Here is a 15921-nt window from a genome sequence, read left to right on the forward strand (position 1 = left end):
AATTCAGTTTGAAGCTTTTTATTTTGGTCAAGAAGTAACCTAAACTAAAATAAAGAAACACAACAATATAGCTTAAATACAAAAATGAGAATTCGGAGTCAGTTGGAAACATTCAAAATGTATTTATTAATGTTGAATTTCTGTTTTTAAAACCTTAAAAAACTACTTCTTAACCATTACAAACTTCTCCGAAGATAATTTTCCTTGCAGTTTCCCTGAAATTTCTGCGGTTAAAGTATTGTTTGCGTCTTTGGTATAGCTAATTTTTTGTGGATAATCGTGTTTTGGATTTTCAAAAACTAATCCTTTTTCGGTCGAAGTAGTTAACTCAAAAGCGACTGCTTGATCATTATTTTGACCTTTTACAGTAGCGTTATAAGTTAAGTCTTCGCCTTTTTGTTGTAGTTTAATCGATTCAAAATGAATGGTATCTTTTCCTTTTATAAAATAAGAACTCCCTTGAAAAGTACTATCGTTTACTTTGCTCCATGTTTCGGTTAAGGTTCCTTGAGGAGAAACGTTTTCCCATTTTCCGATAAGCCAATCAGCTGTTTTTATTTTGTCTTTTTCTGGAGCTTCAGCATTTTTACAAGAAACAACAGCCAATAAAAGTAGTATGAGAGTAATTTTTTGAGTCATTATGTATTTATGTTTGATGTTATTTGGAAGTACTAAAGTATGAAAAAAAAGTTAGCCACAAATTTCACTAATTTATTTTGAAACTTGTCACAGATTTAAAGGATTAAAAGGAATTATTGTTTCACGCAGATTTTGCAGATTAGGGCAAATTTAATTTTGATTTAAAATTATATAAATCTGCTAGTATCTGCTTAAATCTGTAGTATCTGCGTGAAAAAAATCGTGACGAAAAAATCTTTTTAATCCTTTAAATCTGGTGCAAAAAACTAAACGTTTTCTTGTAAAATAGCGTAAACTAACTCTTTTGTAGGTTTTTGATCTTTTAGTTTTTCTCTAACTACATCAAAAGTCACTTTAAAATCACAACCCAATTTATAATCGCCACAACCATAGGCCGTTTTTCCTTTCATAATTGTTCCTTTTTTACATTTAGGGCATATTAATGAGTCGGGTGTAGCTGCTGAAGCTGCTTTTGGTGTTGCTTTCTTAGGTTCTAGTTTTAGTTTGTAATTTTCTTCAAAACGAATTAAACCTTCTACTGTACCAGCATCGGTTTTAAAGCCTTTTATATTTACTGTTGATCCTTTTTGGACTAATCTTAAATATTGGTTCTCAGATATTTTCTTGTCTGCAAAAGTATAAGGCAATACAAAATCGCAACCTGCTTTATAATTGCCACAACCGTAAGCAGATTTTCCTTTTATAAGTGTTGCTTTTTGGCATTTCGGACAGGTTTCTGCCAAGATTCCTGCTGCTTTCTTTTTCTCGACTGTCGCTACTTGTTTTTGAATACTTTGTGCATGCGAAATATTGGCGTGTCTGGTTTCGCTTCGTACTTCATATACCAAGGCTTCAACCATGCGTTTCATATTGATAATAAAAGCACCAGCGGTAAAAGTTCCTTTTTCGATATCTTTCAACTGTTTCTCCCAAGAACCGGTAAGTTCTGCCGATTTTATTAATTCATTCTGAATCGTATCAATAAGCTGAATTCCTGTTGGTGTTGGTAAAACCTGTTTTTTATTTCGAACAATGTATTGACGTTTAAACAGCGTTTCGATAATATTAGCTCGGGTAGATGGACGTCCGATACCGTTTTCTTTCATTAATTCGCGTAAATCTTCATCATCAACCTGTTTTCCTGCAGTTTCCATGGCACGTAATAATGTTGCCTCAGTAAACTGGTTGGGTGGTTTGGTTTCTTTTTCTAGAAATGAAGGTTCATGCGGGCCTTTTTCTCCCACAACAAAACTGGGTAATAAATCGGCTTCCTTTTCTTTTGCGTTAGGATCTTCAAAAACAACACGGAATCCCTTTTTTAAGATTTCTTTTCCTGTGGTTTTAAAGTGCACTTCGGCTGCTTTTCCTATTACTGTTGTATTGGCAACCAAACAATCATCATAAAATACGGCAATAAATCGTCTTGTAATAATATCATATACTTGCTGCTGATTGTATTGCAAATTAGATTGTACGCCAGTTGGGATTATCGCGTGGTGATCCGTTACTTTTTTATCGTTGAAAACCTTAGGCGATTTTTTAATCTTTTTTTCTAAAAGTGGTTGGGTCAATGCAGCATAATTGCTTAAATTTTGCAGAATACCAGGTACTTTTGGATAGATATCATTTGGTAAAAATGTAGTATCAACTCTGGGATAGGTAACTACTTTTTGTTCGTACAAAGTTTGCACAATCTTAAGCGTTTCATCTGCCGAGAATCCAAATTTGGTATTGCAATATACTTGTAAACCTGTTAAATCAAATAGTTTAGGTGCAAATTCGTTTCCGTTCTTTTTTTCAACCGAAACAATTTCAAACTCACTTTCTTTGACTTTATTGGCTAAGAGTTCTCCATCTTCTTTTTTTAAGAAACGCCCTTCTTCATAGCTAAAAAGTGTTTCTCTATATAAAGTTTGTAGTTCCCAATAGGGTTGAGGTTTAAAATTCTCGATTTCTTTCCAGCGATCTACAACCATTGCCAGTGTTGGCGTTTGTACCCGACCAATAGACAATACTTGTTTGTAACCACCATGCTTTACGGTGTACAAACGAGTGGCATTCATACCCAATAACCAGTCGCCAATAGCTCTGGAAAATCCGGCATAAAATAAATTATCGTAGTTGGCAGATGGTTTTAAGTTTTCAAAACCTTCTTTTATGGCTTCGGTTGTTAAGGACGATATCCATAAGCGTTGTACTTCGCCTTTATAGTTGGCTTCATTCATCACCCAACGCTGAATGAGTTCTCCTTCTTGTCCAGCATCCCCGCAGTTTATAACTACTTCGGCTTTGTCAAATAAACTTTTTACAATCTTAAATTGTTTCTGGATTCCTGAATTTTCCACCACTTTGGTTTCAAATTTCTCGGGAAGCATAGGCAGGTTGTTCAAATCCCAGCTTTTCCAGTGTGGTTTGTAATCGTTAGGTTCTTTTAAGGTACATAAATGCCCAAAAGTGTAAGTTACGGCATATCCGTTGCCTTCATAATACCCATCGTGTTTGGTATTGGCTCCTAAAACGGATGCGATTTCGCGTGCTACACTTGGTTTTTCAGCAATACATACCTTCATTTTTCTCCTTCTTATTTGAGAGCAAAATTAACGATTTTTTATAAGAAAGGGGCAAAGGTTCTTAGGAACAAAGGCACAAAGGTTCTTTTTAAATATCGTAGAGGCGCAATTTTTTTGTTTCACGCAGATTGTTAAAAGATTAGAGCAGATTTACTCTGTGAAGACATGGATTAATTACGGATTTTTATCTAAACATCATTAAATCTGTTTAATCCGCGTTCCATTTTATGCGTAACAATTTGTAAATAGGCGTCGGACTTCGAAAAGCATTTATTGCACAAAAAAATATTAAGCATTTTTCTTTTCTGCCATTACGAGGTAGTATCCCCATTTACCATTTTCGTAGGCTTTCTTTTGAGCAATACCAGTCTTATAATGCACCTTCGAAAATTCGCTTACGTTTTTGAATAAATTATATATTTTGGATGCTACCATACCAGCCAATGATAGAGAATAAAGTCTTTCGACAGATTTTTTAACATCTTTTGTTACGTCGTTTATTTGAGGAGTTTCAAAGTTGTGATCCTGTGCTAGTTTGGTTAATTCTTCGAGAGATAATATATCCGAAATTGCCCAGCCATTAAGCATTATTTGCATATCAATTTCTTGGTCGATATCATATGAATACGGTTTAAATGTATCGGCAAACAAGATTTTCCCACCAGGTTTTAAGATTCGTTGCATTTCTTTAAAGAAAAGTTGTTTGTCAAAAGAAGAACCAAAACTTTCCATTGCCCATATTTTATCAAAGGATTGATCTGCAAAACCAGTTTCAAGATAGTTTAGCTGATAAAAAGATACCAATTGGTCAACAGAATTTTCTATTGCCAGTTTTTTTGCCGTAGCAACTTGTTTTGCGCTTAGTGTTACACCAGTAACTTGACAGCCTACTTTTTTTGAAAGATATATGGCTGATCCGCCAATGCCACAACCACAATCTAATACGGAATCTGATGGTTTGATTTCACCAAATTTCATGAGTAAAAAGTTGGTATTGATTATCGACTCATGAAGTGTTTTAGTCGATTTATCCCATATGCCGTAATGAAGTCCCATTGATTTTTCTAGTTCCCAATGCAATTTATAGTGAACTTCTGTTTGGTCGTAATAATTTTCGATGTCTTTACTGGTAAATGTTTTCATTATTTAGTGAGGTATTAATTACTGAATAAATTGAACTGAAGTTTACGCTAATAAGTGTGGTATTTCTCTTTATAAAAAGAATGCATTATTCTATCAAATATAGAAAATAATAACGAAAGTATTGATGGAAATGGATGGTTTTTATATCTTTATTCTGTGTTAACTCGTTTGTTTGTAAGTGTTTAGTTTTTGTATTGCTGGAAAGTAGATCGGTTTTTTATTCAAACTTCTTGTAGTTTTTATTCCAATAGTTCTCTATATAATCCCATTTGTCGCTGTAATAACCAGGTTTTCTTTTTTCAGAGAAAATTCTTTTTCTCGAATCTCCTTTTGTTTTATAAATGAATATGCCATTTTCTTTTTCTTCTTCACATCCAATTCCTTCAATTTCTCCAATCTTGATTACTTTAAAGTTTTCAATCTTAAATAATTCACTTCCCCAGTTTATATCAGCACAGCCGCTTCGATGGTAAGAATACCAATATTTTGTGTTCTTGATTTTAGTTGGATTTGGATAATTAGAAAAGTCTTCGACTGCTTTAAAAATTTTATTGTTTTTGTCATAAAAAATCAACTCACTAACTCCACCAACATTAGTGATTTGGTCAAGTCTTATGTCTAGCATGCCATTATTATCAAAATCTTCAAAGTTAAAACCATTTGTAGCATAAGTATCATGCACATAAATGGTATCCTTTTTACTATTTAATATAGAAAGGTTCATTTGTTTATCGTCTCTTGGGTCATTTTGGATAACAATAAACGTTTGCAAATCAATTTTTAGCGTATCAATTACTAGCGGATATGTTTCATGCGTAGAATCTGGTTTTCTTTCAGCCACATTTTTTATCGGTTTACTATCTAATTTTTGAAAGGCCTTAGCGGCTTGCTTATTTTGATTTTGATGGCAAGATGCTAATATGAATAAAATAAGGACGCTATATATCTTTATCATTTCTAGATTATAATGGTTTGTTATGCTTTAATTTTTTCAAGTTGTTCAATGTCTAATACGTCACTCAATTTATTTAGGCTTGATTTAGAAAATCTTCTGAAAGCTAATTCAATAAAAAAATATCGAATCATAACTACTTGAAGAATAGCCACGACAACAAAAATGATTGTGAATTTTTCTTCACTAAATATAATTTGAGAAATTATACCTAAAAAAGGAAAGCATAAAAATATACTTAATATAATTCGGAAGGCTTTATTTATTTCTACATGTACTTGTCCGTTTTGGTTCTTAATTTCTCCTGTTAAAACACAAAAAGCGCCTCTTCCAATTTCTGATGAGATTATCCTAAATGTATTATTTTTAACGATTCCTCGAAATGATTTATCGGTTATTTTTGAAGTCAAGCTTTCAGAAAATTCTGTTCTTCGTTGTAAACGATCAAGAGCATTAGTTTCTTCTCCAATTATTTTGAAAGTGTAATCGCTTGTTGGAAATAGTTTCATTTTTTTATTTATAATTGAGTTTAGCATTGTGATGTTTTCGCGAAGGCGAAAAGCTTCAAGGTCTTTAGAAATTGTTTTATCCTGTCTTGACGTTTTGGTATGTTCTGCCGACAATATTGCAAAAAATATTCTGATGAAAACCGAAGACCTAGCCCTGATGGGAACGGCATCCTTTTTCTGGCTTCTTTAGCCAGGAAAAGATACAGTGGACGACAGGAAATAGCTCCTTAAGGTTTTAAAAGGGAGAACGTTTTAAGTTAACAATCGGTTTCTAAAATTACTCTTTTTTTCTTCTATCTGTTAGATATTTTCGAACCGGAATATCATATAAAACCATTGTAAGATAGGCGATACCCACCAGAAGAATTGTTCCTATGATTATAATAAAAGTGAGTTGGCTTGTATCTGGTTTGTATTTTGTGTAATAGCCTGCAAACATCCACATTACGGCATAATGCGTCATGTATAAAGGATATGATATTTTCCCGAAGAAGATACATAGTTTTTTGAATACTGGTGCCAGCGTTGCTCCTGCTCCTAATACGATTAATAAAGGGAAATAGAGTAATACAACGATAGGTTCTGTAAGCCAATTCCAGCTTGAAAACGGTACTAAAAAGGCTAGAAGCAGTAATACGGATAAACCTATGAATCCTAGTTTTGATTTAATAATCCAATTAGATCGATAAATGAGCATTCCTGCCAAAAAGGAATACGAAATACGAGCACAGCCATCCCAAAAGTTTTCTCCGCTCCATCCGCCCATTAACGAACCTCCCGCACGGTGACTGACAAAACAGATTCCTGCTGCGGCAAAAATGGCTAGTAAAAACAGGGAACGACGGCTTAATTTATATAGGAAAAGTGCATATAGAATATTGGCTACATATTCCCAAAACAGAGACCAACCTGGTGCATTTAAACCAAATAGATTAAAATAACGATCTGCCATTACGGGGAAAGGAATTAGGAAAACGGAAGCCAGAAATATCAAAATCAGTTTGCTTGTTTCGTAAGTTCCAGATTGACTGCCAAAAGGGTCGAAAAGGAAAGCCAACAATCCTAATACGGATCCAAAAATAACCAAAGGATGTAACCTGATAAGTCTTAATGTGAAAAAATCAGTAATTTTCATTTTATCAATTCGGTCATGATACGCATAAGCAATAACAAACCCAGAGAGACAAAAGAAAAAATCGACGGCTAGAAATCCGTGGGCGATGAAGTTTTCGTTGGGAGGATAAACTATTTCCATAAAATGAAAAATTACTATTGCCACTGCGGCTATTCCTCTTAATCCATCAAGGATTTCAAAATGTTGTTTTGGTTTTAAAACGTTGGTTTCTGGTTTTGTCATGGTTAATAGTGTGGTATTTTAATAATGTGGTTTATTATTTTATATGTGGCGTGTATAAATTTTACGGGTCAAATTTAATGTTTTTTCTTACAGTTAAGTGATTGCTTATAGTTTATTACCAAGAGGTAAGGAACTTAGTTTTTATGTGTTAAAGGACTCTAATTTATTAAGTACCGCCACAGAATAAAGGGTATTGTTCCTTTTGTTTCTTTGATTTTATCCTATTTTGGTCATAGCCCACGGTTTCAACCGTGCGGTACGAATTGTGAAAATGCATTGCGCTCCAACGGTTGAAACCGTTGGCAATGTTTATAAAATGTTTACAATCTGTGTTTTTGGTTTGATTTGCATTGTTTGTTCAATATTGTTTAAGTTTCCTCATATCAAAAAGGCAAGATTGTGTATGGTTCTATTAAAGAGCGTAAGGAAATTTCGAAAGAAAGTTCCTTACGCTCTTAGTTTTTTGGTTGGTTTTTAATTTTTAGGCTAGCGCCAATTAGGAAATATACAAAAGCTTTTATTCTGAAAAGCTTTCTCGAAAATGAAAATATTGCAATAAAGATTGATGCTGTATTATACTTTAAAAACATCAAGTTTTTTAATCCAGAAAATTCCTGATTCTAGAAACGTAAGTTTTGTTTTAATTACCTGATCTGTTTTATCTTTAGGATTTTTGGTTATAAATCTCGCTTTAGAATTATTAAAATCCAATGTATATTTTTCATCAAAGTCTTCTTTTTTATCCGAAGTAAAAGTGATTACATTGTCTTTTGCATTCCATTTTCCTTTTCCGTATTTATCTACTTCAGGAGGATTTCCGCCTTTAATTTTTGAATAGGAATGAAACAAGAAAGTTCCGTCTTGATTTAAGGTTAGTTTATATTCGATTTCATGTTTTCCTTCTTCACTAAGTGTGCGATTATAATCGCCAACGAACGGAGTCGATTGTGCGAATAAAGTCAGGTTGAAAATTAAAAGTAAGGTGGTAATTAATAGTTTCATTGGTTTGGTTTTATTGGTGTTAAAATGGATTGTTTATGTTGTCGTATTATTTTGATTTGGTGTTAATAAATAAAAAAAAGCCTATTTTAAGAGGTTTCATATATCTGAAATCAAAAATCGTTAGTCAAAAATCTTAAATCATTTTAAAATTATTGCTTAGCTTAATGACTGCTCACGCCAAGAGTCATCATTATGGACTTTATTTTTTATCCGTTAGATATAAATTTGCAATATCTTCTATAAAACGTTGTGGATTTCCTCCTTGTAAATTGGTTAAAATAACTACTGAAACATCATCTTTCGGATAAATATATAAAGCGTTTCTAGCCCCGCCTAAAGCAGTAATTACAGGGTTTTGATCTCTTAAATTGGTATCAAAACCAATTGCGGTTCCATTGGTTGAGTCGGCTGGACCTGGTTTTTTTCCGTTGTTCAATAGAGTAGGAGTCCAAAGTGTTTTTAGGGTTTCGGCTTTAAGTAAAGTATTGTTTTGTAAGGCAATAACCCATTTTGCCATTTCGCTTGCGGTAGAATATATACTTGCTGCGGGATATAAATTTGTTGGTATAACTTCATAAACATTGGTTAAACTACCATTTCTAAAATAAGAATAAGGTCTGGCTGAGTGATTCACTATTTTATAATAATCTCCTAAACCAGCTTTGATGGTATTTTTCATACCTGCTTTTTCAAATTGATTTTCTACAAGGAATTGCTCATACGATTTTCCGCTTATTTTTTCGATAATCATTCCAAGCAGCATGTAATTTGTTTGATTGTATCTTCGATCTTCTCCGGGCTGAAAAACCACAGGTAATTCTGTTATCTTTTTGAATAAAGTTTTACTGTCTTCAGACAACATATGTTCTGGCGATTCCCAAATATCTGGAACTCCAGATGTGTGGGTTGCTATTTGTTTTACCGTAATGTTTTTCCAGGAGTTTGGCAGGCTGTCCAGATATTTAGAAATAGGATCTTCTAGTTTTAATTTACCATTTTCTACCAATTGCATAATGGCAACACCTGTAAATGCTTTCGCCATCGAATTAATGCTAAAAACAGTTTTATTGTCAACACGTATGGAATCCTGAATACTCGCTAAACCATAATGGTTTTTTTTAACGATTTTATTGTTTTTGATTACTGCCAATTGTAAACCCACAATTTTATTTTTTTGCATCAGCTCTTTTATTGCAAGATCAACCTCGTCTGATTGGGAATGAATGGAATTGCTAAGGGCAAAAAATGATAGTAAAAACAGTTTTTTTTTCATGGTTTTGGTTGGTTTATTTGGTTAGTTTTTTATGGTTTTAAAAACTGATTGTTTGCGGAGGGAAGAAACTATTTTAGAAGTTGAATAACTTCATTATTCTTTGTTTCTTCTGCGGCTTTTAAAGCAGTCATTCCGTTATCATCTTTGATGTTTTTATCGGCACCTTTATTTAATAATAATTTTGTTAGCTCTATGTTTTGGTTTGCTGCTGCCCACATTAAACATGTCATTTTAAAACCATCTGTTTTATTGATATCAGCACCATTTTCGATTAAAAATTTTGAGATTTCAAACTCATCATTCATTACAGCTTGCATTAATACTGGGATGTAAAAGGAATCGTTTATTTTTCGGATATAATTAGCTTGCGATTTATCTTTTTCGACAATAGCTTTTACAGCATCTAAATTATGGTCAAAAATGGCTTTAAAAAGTTTTTCTCCTGATTCCTGAGAATATGTGCTTATTGAAAATCCTAATAAAAATAAAAGTAATAATTTCTTCATCGAAATGGTTTTTGTGAGGTTTGTAAAGTGTTGGTTAATGTTTGGTTTGGATAGCTTAATTAGTCACGACTTTAGGAAAAAACTCCACATATCTAATTTTATAAGAATACAGGTGTTTATTTTTTTTCAAGTTTAAGTTTGATATTTTCGGCTATTTCACTTTTGTCTTTTACTTTTTCATAATGTTTTTTTGCCTTTTTTAACATTTTCTCATCATTTGTTACAGTTCCTACTTCATAAAGACTGGCTGCGTAACAACTATTAAAATTATCATCTTTAGAAAATTTTGATTGCACTTTTTCATAATATTTGAGAGATTCCATATGTTTGTTGCTTAGCGTAAGTAACATTGCTTTTAAAAATTGTGTATCTTTATTTTCTCCTGTATATATTTTCTCTGCAATTTTTATATTCTCGAGGCCATTATCAAAATCCCCAATAATTGTGCTAGTAAGAGCAATACCATAATACCCTTCAGGGTTTTCAGGAAAAAACGTGATAATTTCTTTAAACTTTTTTCTAGCTAGATCTACTTTACCAACCATCATACTTGTGGTAGCTAAATTTTGCTTAAATTCTATTGATTTATTTTGTGATAAACTGTCTGCTATGTAATACATTGCCACAGCTTCTTTGTTCATATTACTTAACCTAAATGTATAACCAGCGAAAAAATAAGCGTCACAAAAAGTTTTATCTTTTTTTATTAAGTCCTGAAAAATTTGATTTGCAGCTCCTATATATAAATTGTGTTTAATACAATCTATACCTAAATCAAAAAGTTTTTTAGTTTCGCTATCCGTAGGCATTTCGCAATATGTTCTTTTACCAAAAAAATAATCAGTTTGAGCAAATACATTAGTCTGTAAACTTAATATTAATGCTATTATTAAAAATCTTGTTTTCATTGTGTTTTTTCTAAAATGAGATTACACACAAAGATTAATTTTTTCTCTTTATAAATGTTAAAAAGCTACAAAAATATTTTCTTGTAGCTTTTATTTTATCTAAAAGTTCACTGTTAAGAACATAGATATTGATTTCAGTTGAATACAACCGATTGTATACAATCACATAAAAGTAATCTGTTACTTGTAATTTCGTTTCGATGGAAAATAAAATACGAATTAACTAAAATTCAATAATGGAAATAAAACATAAAGAATCAGTCGCAGAATTGTTAGAATTAATGAATAAAGGAAAATATTTTACAAAACTAAAACCTGAGAATAATATTGACAATTCGTTTAGTGTAACACTAAAAGTATCTTGTTATGATGAACTTAATCTAATGGTTTCGGATTTGCTTAAAGCAAGTATTTTGATACTTAAAACGGAGAATTTGTCAAATCTTACAGCCAATGTTGATATTAATGTAATGACTTTGCTTGAAATTGCATTGCAGCTTCTACCTGAGGAAGAAATGGAATTATTGGATGATTTGCATAAGATTCATTTGAGGGCTAATGCAGAATAAGTATTCTTGAAAGGCAAATCATTAAAATTTAGAATGCTGTACGAAGTCCGAAGACTTCGTACAGAGATTCCGATATTAAAAAAAGGAATACTTCGCAGAGCAGAGGCTATTTAGAAGGTTTTGGTGCTGAGGGTCTAGAAGGGGAACTTGGAGGGTTGTTTCCTCTTCCTGGTCCTGATGGGTTTCCTGTTGTACTTGGTCCGTTGGGTGGTCTTTGATTGCTCATAGTTATAAAATTTTTAAAAGTTAGATATTCAGTATTGTTATTTTATAATGTGTTGCGTTTCACTGTTACGGGCACGGATTGCAAATCTGCACTATCGAACTCGCATCAGGGGAATGAAATATTTTTCTTCCACCAAAATATATTCCAATTATATCTAATTCCGCCCAATTCCCAATTAACATCAAATTTATTTTTTTTGTTATTTAAATATGGAGGTATTGCTATTTTACAATGCAACATTGGTGGATTGTTAACTATTGTTTTTAGATAATCAGGAGATAGTTCGCTTTTAAGAAAATATCTTATTTCGATTATGGTTCGATGCTTTTCTGATTTATAAACATATAGATTTATATCATAAATCAAATCGTAAATTTCTTTTAGGCTAATTATTATTTCATTAAAGCTTTTTGGTATTTTCTTCTTATTGAGCTTATTTCTATTACTACGTTGAATAAAAAAGTTTTCTCCTTCTACTTCAGAAATATTCGAGAGAATGAATATTAAATTTCTTGAAATATCATTCCAACAATTTAGATTTACCAGATCAAGTAATCTCATTGTTAGATTTTCTATTTCTTCTTTAATATTCTTTTCCATATTCAAATGCTTGATTATATATTATATTCTCCAGTGCTATATTTCGCATTGATGTAATTTTATCTCTTTATGGTTATAGAAACGGGTACGAAGTCGTGAGACTTCGTACAGCAATTGCGGATTTTTAATAAAAAATACTTCGAAGAGTGGGTTAGTCTTATGTCGATTTGAAATCAATAAAAACTACAATAATTGCAATCGCAAATGTCCACCATAAAATTGATAACATTGCTAAAATAGTTAAATACCCAAGTTCTCTTATAGTAGAAATATTATTGCCTTTGATGTAAAACATTTGCTTAAAAAAAATCTTAAAAAAATATAAAACTATCCATATAGTTCCACGGAAGCCTAGACCACCATTTTTTAACCAAGTATTTATTGTGATAGGAATTTTATGGCTTAGAAATGTGAAATAAAGAAAACTAGTGGATAAACCACCTAAAATGTATATTCCCACACAAACGATTCTTAAAAATATAAAATTATCACTAAAGATTACACTTGCAGCGATTGCGGTAATTGCCAAACTAACTCCAATAACTCCAACTTCATCGGAATCAGCTTCAATGGATTTCTTAAGTAAACTTTCGTCAAGTTTCAAATTTATTTTTTTTTTCGACATTTTATCTATTTAATGGAAAGATTATGTAAAGTCTTCCCATGGTTTGTTGCTGTTGTGAACTTATTAAAAGGAAGTATTTTTTTGCTTAATGTAGATACAATTAAAAAGGGTAACTTCATAAATCCTCATTGCTGTGCGAAGTCTCCGACTTTGTACTCACTGCTATTGTTTTTCTTATTTTATATTTAGCTTGATTACATAAAATATTGACTTGATATTTGCTGCTTATTTAAACGGGTATGAAGTCGGGAGACTTTTACAACAGCAACCATGGCTTTTAATAAGGAACACTTCGGGGAGCTGGGTAAATATTCCATTTCAATAGGCGTTTTTTGTTAATTTTTTTCTGTTTTTTAGCATCTTGAAATTTAAAATACTATTAGATGTATAGAATATTTTTTATATTTTATCTGACCAACCATCAGTGTAACTCTCTTGTTTGTCATTTTTTGTTTTAAGTGTAATCTCTACTTTATTCCAATCGGGATTTATTTGATGTACTCTACATTTATCCTTCGATTCATAAATTATTTCAATTTTTCCTTGAGTATTCTCAATTAAGTATTTCCTTTTTAGAAGAGTTGAACCTGTTGCTTCTAATTCTTCAATAGTTATTGTCGCATTTTCAATTTTCGGTAGAGTAAAATAATCCTGTTCAGCTGAAATCTTCTTTGTATTTTCGACTATTTGGTTGAATATTTCTTTCATAAATTTCGTTTAGTCTTTAGTGTATAATTCTAAAAGTGTTAATAATTTTTGATAGCTCTAATTTTTAATCCTGGCTCGCAAAGATTTTTTTGGTTTTGAAATGCTATTATTTTTTTCATTGTTGCGGGCACGAATTAAAAATCTACACTAGTTGAGTTAGATTATTTTTTATTTATTTAAACTCTCCATTCTTTTCCATAGGTCTTTGACTGCTTCGATCCATTCTGTACTTCCAATTTTTGTAGCACATTCAAGTAGAATTTCTTTTTTTGAATTTTCATCGTTTTCTTTAAGTAATTCTAAAATTTTATTTACTTTTTCTTCCATAATTTTGTTTGTCTATTTTTATTAATACTTTACGAGCTAATGATTAGATTTACTATTTGCTTTTCTCTGAAAAGAAACTTTTTTGCCAGTTTTTTGTTATAAAATATATAATAACCGTAAATTTTAATAAGGAACAATTCACAGAGCGGCACCTTCAATAATTTAAACCTCTAAAAGATCATCTGTATCGCTGTTTTCTTTTTCCAAATCTTGTTTCATAGCTTCTAAATTGAGTAAAAGTGTTTTAAAAAAAACAATAATATTTTCTTTAATTCCAGTTTTAGATAAAAATTCAAGAAGTTTTTGTTTTGGTAAGTCTTTAGATAAATTGATGGTTTTTACATTAAAGTTTTTTGTTTTGTCTAAAGCGTTTAAGATTAAATGAGAGTGCTTATCTAAAGTCTCAAATTCAGGGAAGTAATTTTTTACACCAAAAAAAGATAAGAAGGAATCTTCAATATATATACCTTGTGAATAGGCAGAAATTTTATTATTACTGAACATAAAAAAAGGAGAAGCAACATTAAAAAAACTTAAAACTAAATTATTATCCGAAGTAATATCTAATTTTGAAATAAAATTTTCGGCTTTTGGAATTAGAAACATTTTTGAAAAATATATCTTGTCCATTTCTTGACAAAGTTTATATAAATTAATTTTGCCTCCAGTGCTGAAATTCTCTATCTGTTCAAATTTTTCGGAATAAACTTTTTGTTTTTGCGGGTCGTTTAATCCTTTAATTAGTGAAGCAGTAAAATATTCTTGTAAAGATTTATGAGGAAAAGTATAATCCGTTCCATCTTGAATTATAATAGATATTGAAACCGTTAAGTCATAGATTAAATTGTCCAGTTCACATTTTAGTCCAAGTTTGGAGAGAATTTCTAATAGTGTTTTTTTGAAATATTCATAATCAAAGTTATATTTTCCTTTGAAAATTGTAGCATATGACAGCCATTTTAATATATTTTCAAAATCATCATTTAAAAGATTTGATTTGCGTTCATGGAGCCAAAATCCTTTTTTTGTAAATGAGTCATGTTTAGTGCACAATGTATCAAATACATTCCAATAAAATTTACTTTTATACTTAGGGAGTTCTGGATACGCGTTGAAGGTAAATATAAACATCGACAACAGTAGAGGATTTGTTAAGTAATCACGATAATCTTCATTTTCAGTTTTTTTAATTACAGAAAGTATTCTTTCTAGAGATTCTTCATTTTCATGATTTTTAAACTGTTGCTTAATGAAATCATCAATTTGGACAGAATCTAAGGCTTGAACATAGTAATTGTCAAATCTTTGTAATGATTCTGCATTTGAGCCTGGTCTAGATGTTAAAACGAAAATGTTTTTAGAATACATATCAACGAATTCTTCAATGTCATTTGTTATTCTATTCTTTGCGGAAGAATAAATTTCATCATATCCATCTAGTAGAAAAATAAAGTTGCCCTCTTTTAGTATTCTATCAACAATTCTCGGGCTTTTGCCTAGTTGATTTCTAGTTAAAATTGAGCTAACATAGTCAGTTATGTTACCATTAAAATCCGTCAAGTTTCTTAATTCAATTACAATTGGAATTCTAAATGACTGTTTGACTGTTGATAGAAAAATATGCTTCATTAGCATACTCTTACCGCTACCAGCAGATCCAATTATAGTTATATAATTTCCTTTTTTAAAGAGAACTTTTAAATCACCTATTAAGTCAAATATTTTAGTATTACTCTTAATATTTACAGGGAAAAAGATGTCATAAAAATTCACTTTCTCATCGCGATAAATAAAAGTTTTTGTTTTAGAATATTTATCATAAAAATTATCAATATATTCAGGAAGTCCATTATTGAAAACATGTAGAAATTCATCTTTCAAATCCTTACTTATTTTAGATAATGGATCTTTAAATGTTCCTAAGAGTTGAATTCCTATTGCTGTTGTCATTTTTTTTATGGTTAAATATTTGCTAATATCTTTAATTTCAAGTAGAAGAAACGCTAT

At 31.1% G+C, this 15921-nt stretch carries 16 protein-coding genes; 1 reads left to right on the forward strand and 15 read right to left on the reverse strand.

Annotated features, from left to right (window positions below):
• Nucleotides 1-162: 162 nt before the first annotated feature.
• The 10 genes from SHI72_RS03060 to SHI72_RS03105 all read right to left on the reverse strand — a co-directional run bounded on the left by SHI72_RS03060 (nucleotide 163) and on the right by SHI72_RS03105 (nucleotide 10859).
• Nucleotides 163-639 (reverse strand): DUF6265 family protein, encoded by a 477-nt coding sequence (locus tag SHI72_RS03060; RefSeq protein ID WP_039111129.1) that lies wholly within the window; start codon nucleotides 637-639, stop codon nucleotides 163-165.
• A gap of 266 nt (nucleotides 640-905) precedes the next feature.
• On the reverse strand, nucleotides 906-3209 hold the full coding sequence (locus SHI72_RS03065; RefSeq protein ID WP_323489013.1) for a DNA topoisomerase 3: 2304 nt from the start codon (nucleotides 3207-3209) through the stop codon (nucleotides 906-908).
• A 288-nt stretch (nucleotides 3210-3497) separates the two neighbouring features.
• Nucleotides 3498-4352, reverse strand: a complete 855-nt coding sequence (locus SHI72_RS03070; protein ID WP_323489014.1) for a methyltransferase domain-containing protein — start codon at nucleotides 4350-4352, stop codon at nucleotides 3498-3500.
• A 217-nt stretch (nucleotides 4353-4569) separates the two neighbouring features.
• Nucleotides 4570-5307: an XAC2610-related protein gene (locus tag SHI72_RS03075; protein ID WP_323489015.1), complete on the reverse strand. Its 738-nt coding sequence runs from the start codon at nucleotides 5305-5307 to the stop codon at nucleotides 4570-4572.
• Between the two features lie 20 nt (nucleotides 5308-5327).
• On the reverse strand, nucleotides 5328-5813 hold the full coding sequence (locus SHI72_RS03080) for a hypothetical protein (protein ID WP_323489016.1): 486 nt from the start codon (nucleotides 5811-5813) through the stop codon (nucleotides 5328-5330).
• 277 nt (nucleotides 5814-6090) lie between these two features.
• Nucleotides 6091-7170, reverse strand: coding sequence for an acyltransferase (locus SHI72_RS03085; protein ID WP_323489017.1), 1080 nt, complete (start codon nucleotides 7168-7170; stop codon nucleotides 6091-6093).
• A 573-nt stretch (nucleotides 7171-7743) separates the two neighbouring features.
• The gene (locus SHI72_RS03090; RefSeq protein ID WP_323489018.1) at nucleotides 7744-8172 is read right to left on the reverse strand and encodes a copper resistance protein NlpE N-terminal domain-containing protein; all 429 of its coding nucleotides are present in this window, start codon (nucleotides 8170-8172) and stop codon (nucleotides 7744-7746) included.
• Nucleotides 8173-8371: 199 nt separating this feature from the next.
• On the reverse strand, nucleotides 8372-9445 hold the full coding sequence (locus SHI72_RS03095; RefSeq protein WP_323489019.1) for a serine hydrolase domain-containing protein: 1074 nt from the start codon (nucleotides 9443-9445) through the stop codon (nucleotides 8372-8374).
• Between the two features lie 68 nt (nucleotides 9446-9513).
• Nucleotides 9514-9951 carry an ankyrin repeat domain-containing protein gene (locus SHI72_RS03100; protein ID WP_323489020.1) on the reverse strand — a complete coding sequence of 146 codons (438 nt, stop codon included), beginning with the start codon at nucleotides 9949-9951 and terminating at the stop codon, nucleotides 9514-9516.
• 116 nt (nucleotides 9952-10067) lie between these two features.
• On the reverse strand, nucleotides 10068-10859 hold the full coding sequence (locus SHI72_RS03105) for a hypothetical protein (protein ID WP_323489021.1): 792 nt from the start codon (nucleotides 10857-10859) through the stop codon (nucleotides 10068-10070).
• Nucleotides 10860-11095: 236 nt separating this feature from the next.
• On the opposite strand from SHI72_RS03105, the gene SHI72_RS03110 reads away from it, so the two are divergent.
• Nucleotides 11096-11428, forward strand: coding sequence for a hypothetical protein (locus tag SHI72_RS03110; RefSeq protein ID WP_323489022.1), 333 nt, complete (start codon nucleotides 11096-11098; stop codon nucleotides 11426-11428).
• Between the two features lie 331 nt (nucleotides 11429-11759).
• Here SHI72_RS03110 and SHI72_RS03115 read toward each other — a convergent pair whose 3' ends face one another.
• The 5 genes from SHI72_RS03115 to SHI72_RS03135 all read right to left on the reverse strand — a co-directional run bounded on the left by SHI72_RS03115 (nucleotide 11760) and on the right by SHI72_RS03135 (nucleotide 15864).
• Nucleotides 11760-12254: a hypothetical protein gene (locus tag SHI72_RS03115; RefSeq protein ID WP_323489023.1), complete on the reverse strand. Its 495-nt coding sequence runs from the start codon at nucleotides 12252-12254 to the stop codon at nucleotides 11760-11762.
• A 157-nt stretch (nucleotides 12255-12411) separates the two neighbouring features.
• On the reverse strand, nucleotides 12412-12879 hold the full coding sequence (locus tag SHI72_RS03120) for a hypothetical protein (RefSeq protein ID WP_323489024.1): 468 nt from the start codon (nucleotides 12877-12879) through the stop codon (nucleotides 12412-12414).
• A 399-nt stretch (nucleotides 12880-13278) separates the two neighbouring features.
• A complete protein-coding gene (locus tag SHI72_RS03125; RefSeq protein WP_323489025.1) occupies nucleotides 13279-13587 on the reverse strand; it encodes a hypothetical protein in 309 nt (102 codons plus the stop codon).
• A 168-nt stretch (nucleotides 13588-13755) separates the two neighbouring features.
• Nucleotides 13756-13914: a hypothetical protein gene (locus SHI72_RS03130; protein ID WP_323489026.1), complete on the reverse strand. Its 159-nt coding sequence runs from the start codon at nucleotides 13912-13914 to the stop codon at nucleotides 13756-13758.
• Nucleotides 13915-14076: 162 nt separating this feature from the next.
• On the reverse strand, nucleotides 14077-15864 hold the full coding sequence (locus SHI72_RS03135) for an NACHT domain-containing protein (RefSeq protein ID WP_323489027.1): 1788 nt from the start codon (nucleotides 15862-15864) through the stop codon (nucleotides 14077-14079).
• Nucleotides 15865-15921: the final 57 nt, after the last annotated feature.

This window comes from Flavobacterium sp. PL02 (genome assembly GCF_035013205.1).
GTDB lineage: Bacteria > Bacteroidota > Bacteroidia > Flavobacteriales > Flavobacteriaceae > Flavobacterium.

Coding starts and splice junctions, on each gene's coding strand:
- SHI72_RS03095 (WP_323489019.1), bottom strand. CDS start 9,445: ATGAAAAAAAAACTGTTTTTACTATCATTTTTTGCCCTTAGCAATTCC.
- SHI72_RS03060 (WP_039111129.1), bottom strand. CDS start 639: ATGACTCAAAAAATTACTCTCATACTACTTTTATTGGCTGTTGTTTCT.
- SHI72_RS03075 (WP_323489015.1), bottom strand. CDS start 5,307: ATGATAAAGATATATAGCGTCCTTATTTTATTCATATTAGCATCTTGC.
- SHI72_RS03105 (WP_323489021.1), bottom strand. CDS start 10,859: ATGAAAACAAGATTTTTAATAATAGCATTAATATTAAGTTTACAGACT.
- SHI72_RS03120 (WP_323489024.1), bottom strand. CDS start 12,879: ATGTCGAAAAAAAAAATAAATTTGAAACTTGACGAAAGTTTACTTAAG.
- SHI72_RS03125 (WP_323489025.1), bottom strand. CDS start 13,587: ATGAAAGAAATATTCAACCAAATAGTCGAAAATACAAAGAAGATTTCA.
- SHI72_RS03130 (WP_323489026.1), bottom strand. CDS start 13,914: ATGGAAGAAAAAGTAAATAAAATTTTAGAATTACTTAAAGAAAACGAT.
- SHI72_RS03065 (WP_323489013.1), bottom strand. CDS start 3,209: ATGAAGGTATGTATTGCTGAAAAACCAAGTGTAGCACGCGAAATCGCA.
- SHI72_RS03110 (WP_323489022.1), top strand. CDS start 11,096: ATGGAAATAAAACATAAAGAATCAGTCGCAGAATTGTTAGAATTAATG.
- SHI72_RS03135 (WP_323489027.1), bottom strand. CDS start 15,864: ATGACAACAGCAATAGGAATTCAACTCTTAGGAACATTTAAAGATCCA.
- SHI72_RS03090 (WP_323489018.1), bottom strand. CDS start 8,172: ATGAAACTATTAATTACCACCTTACTTTTAATTTTCAACCTGACTTTA.
- SHI72_RS03080 (WP_323489016.1), bottom strand. CDS start 5,813: ATGAAACTATTTCCAACAAGCGATTACACTTTCAAAATAATTGGAGAA.
- SHI72_RS03070 (WP_323489014.1), bottom strand. CDS start 4,352: ATGAAAACATTTACCAGTAAAGACATCGAAAATTATTACGACCAAACA.
- SHI72_RS03085 (WP_323489017.1), bottom strand. CDS start 7,170: ATGACAAAACCAGAAACCAACGTTTTAAAACCAAAACAACATTTTGAA.
- SHI72_RS03100 (WP_323489020.1), bottom strand. CDS start 9,951: ATGAAGAAATTATTACTTTTATTTTTATTAGGATTTTCAATAAGCACA.
- SHI72_RS03115 (WP_323489023.1), bottom strand. CDS start 12,254: ATGGAAAAGAATATTAAAGAAGAAATAGAAAATCTAACAATGAGATTA.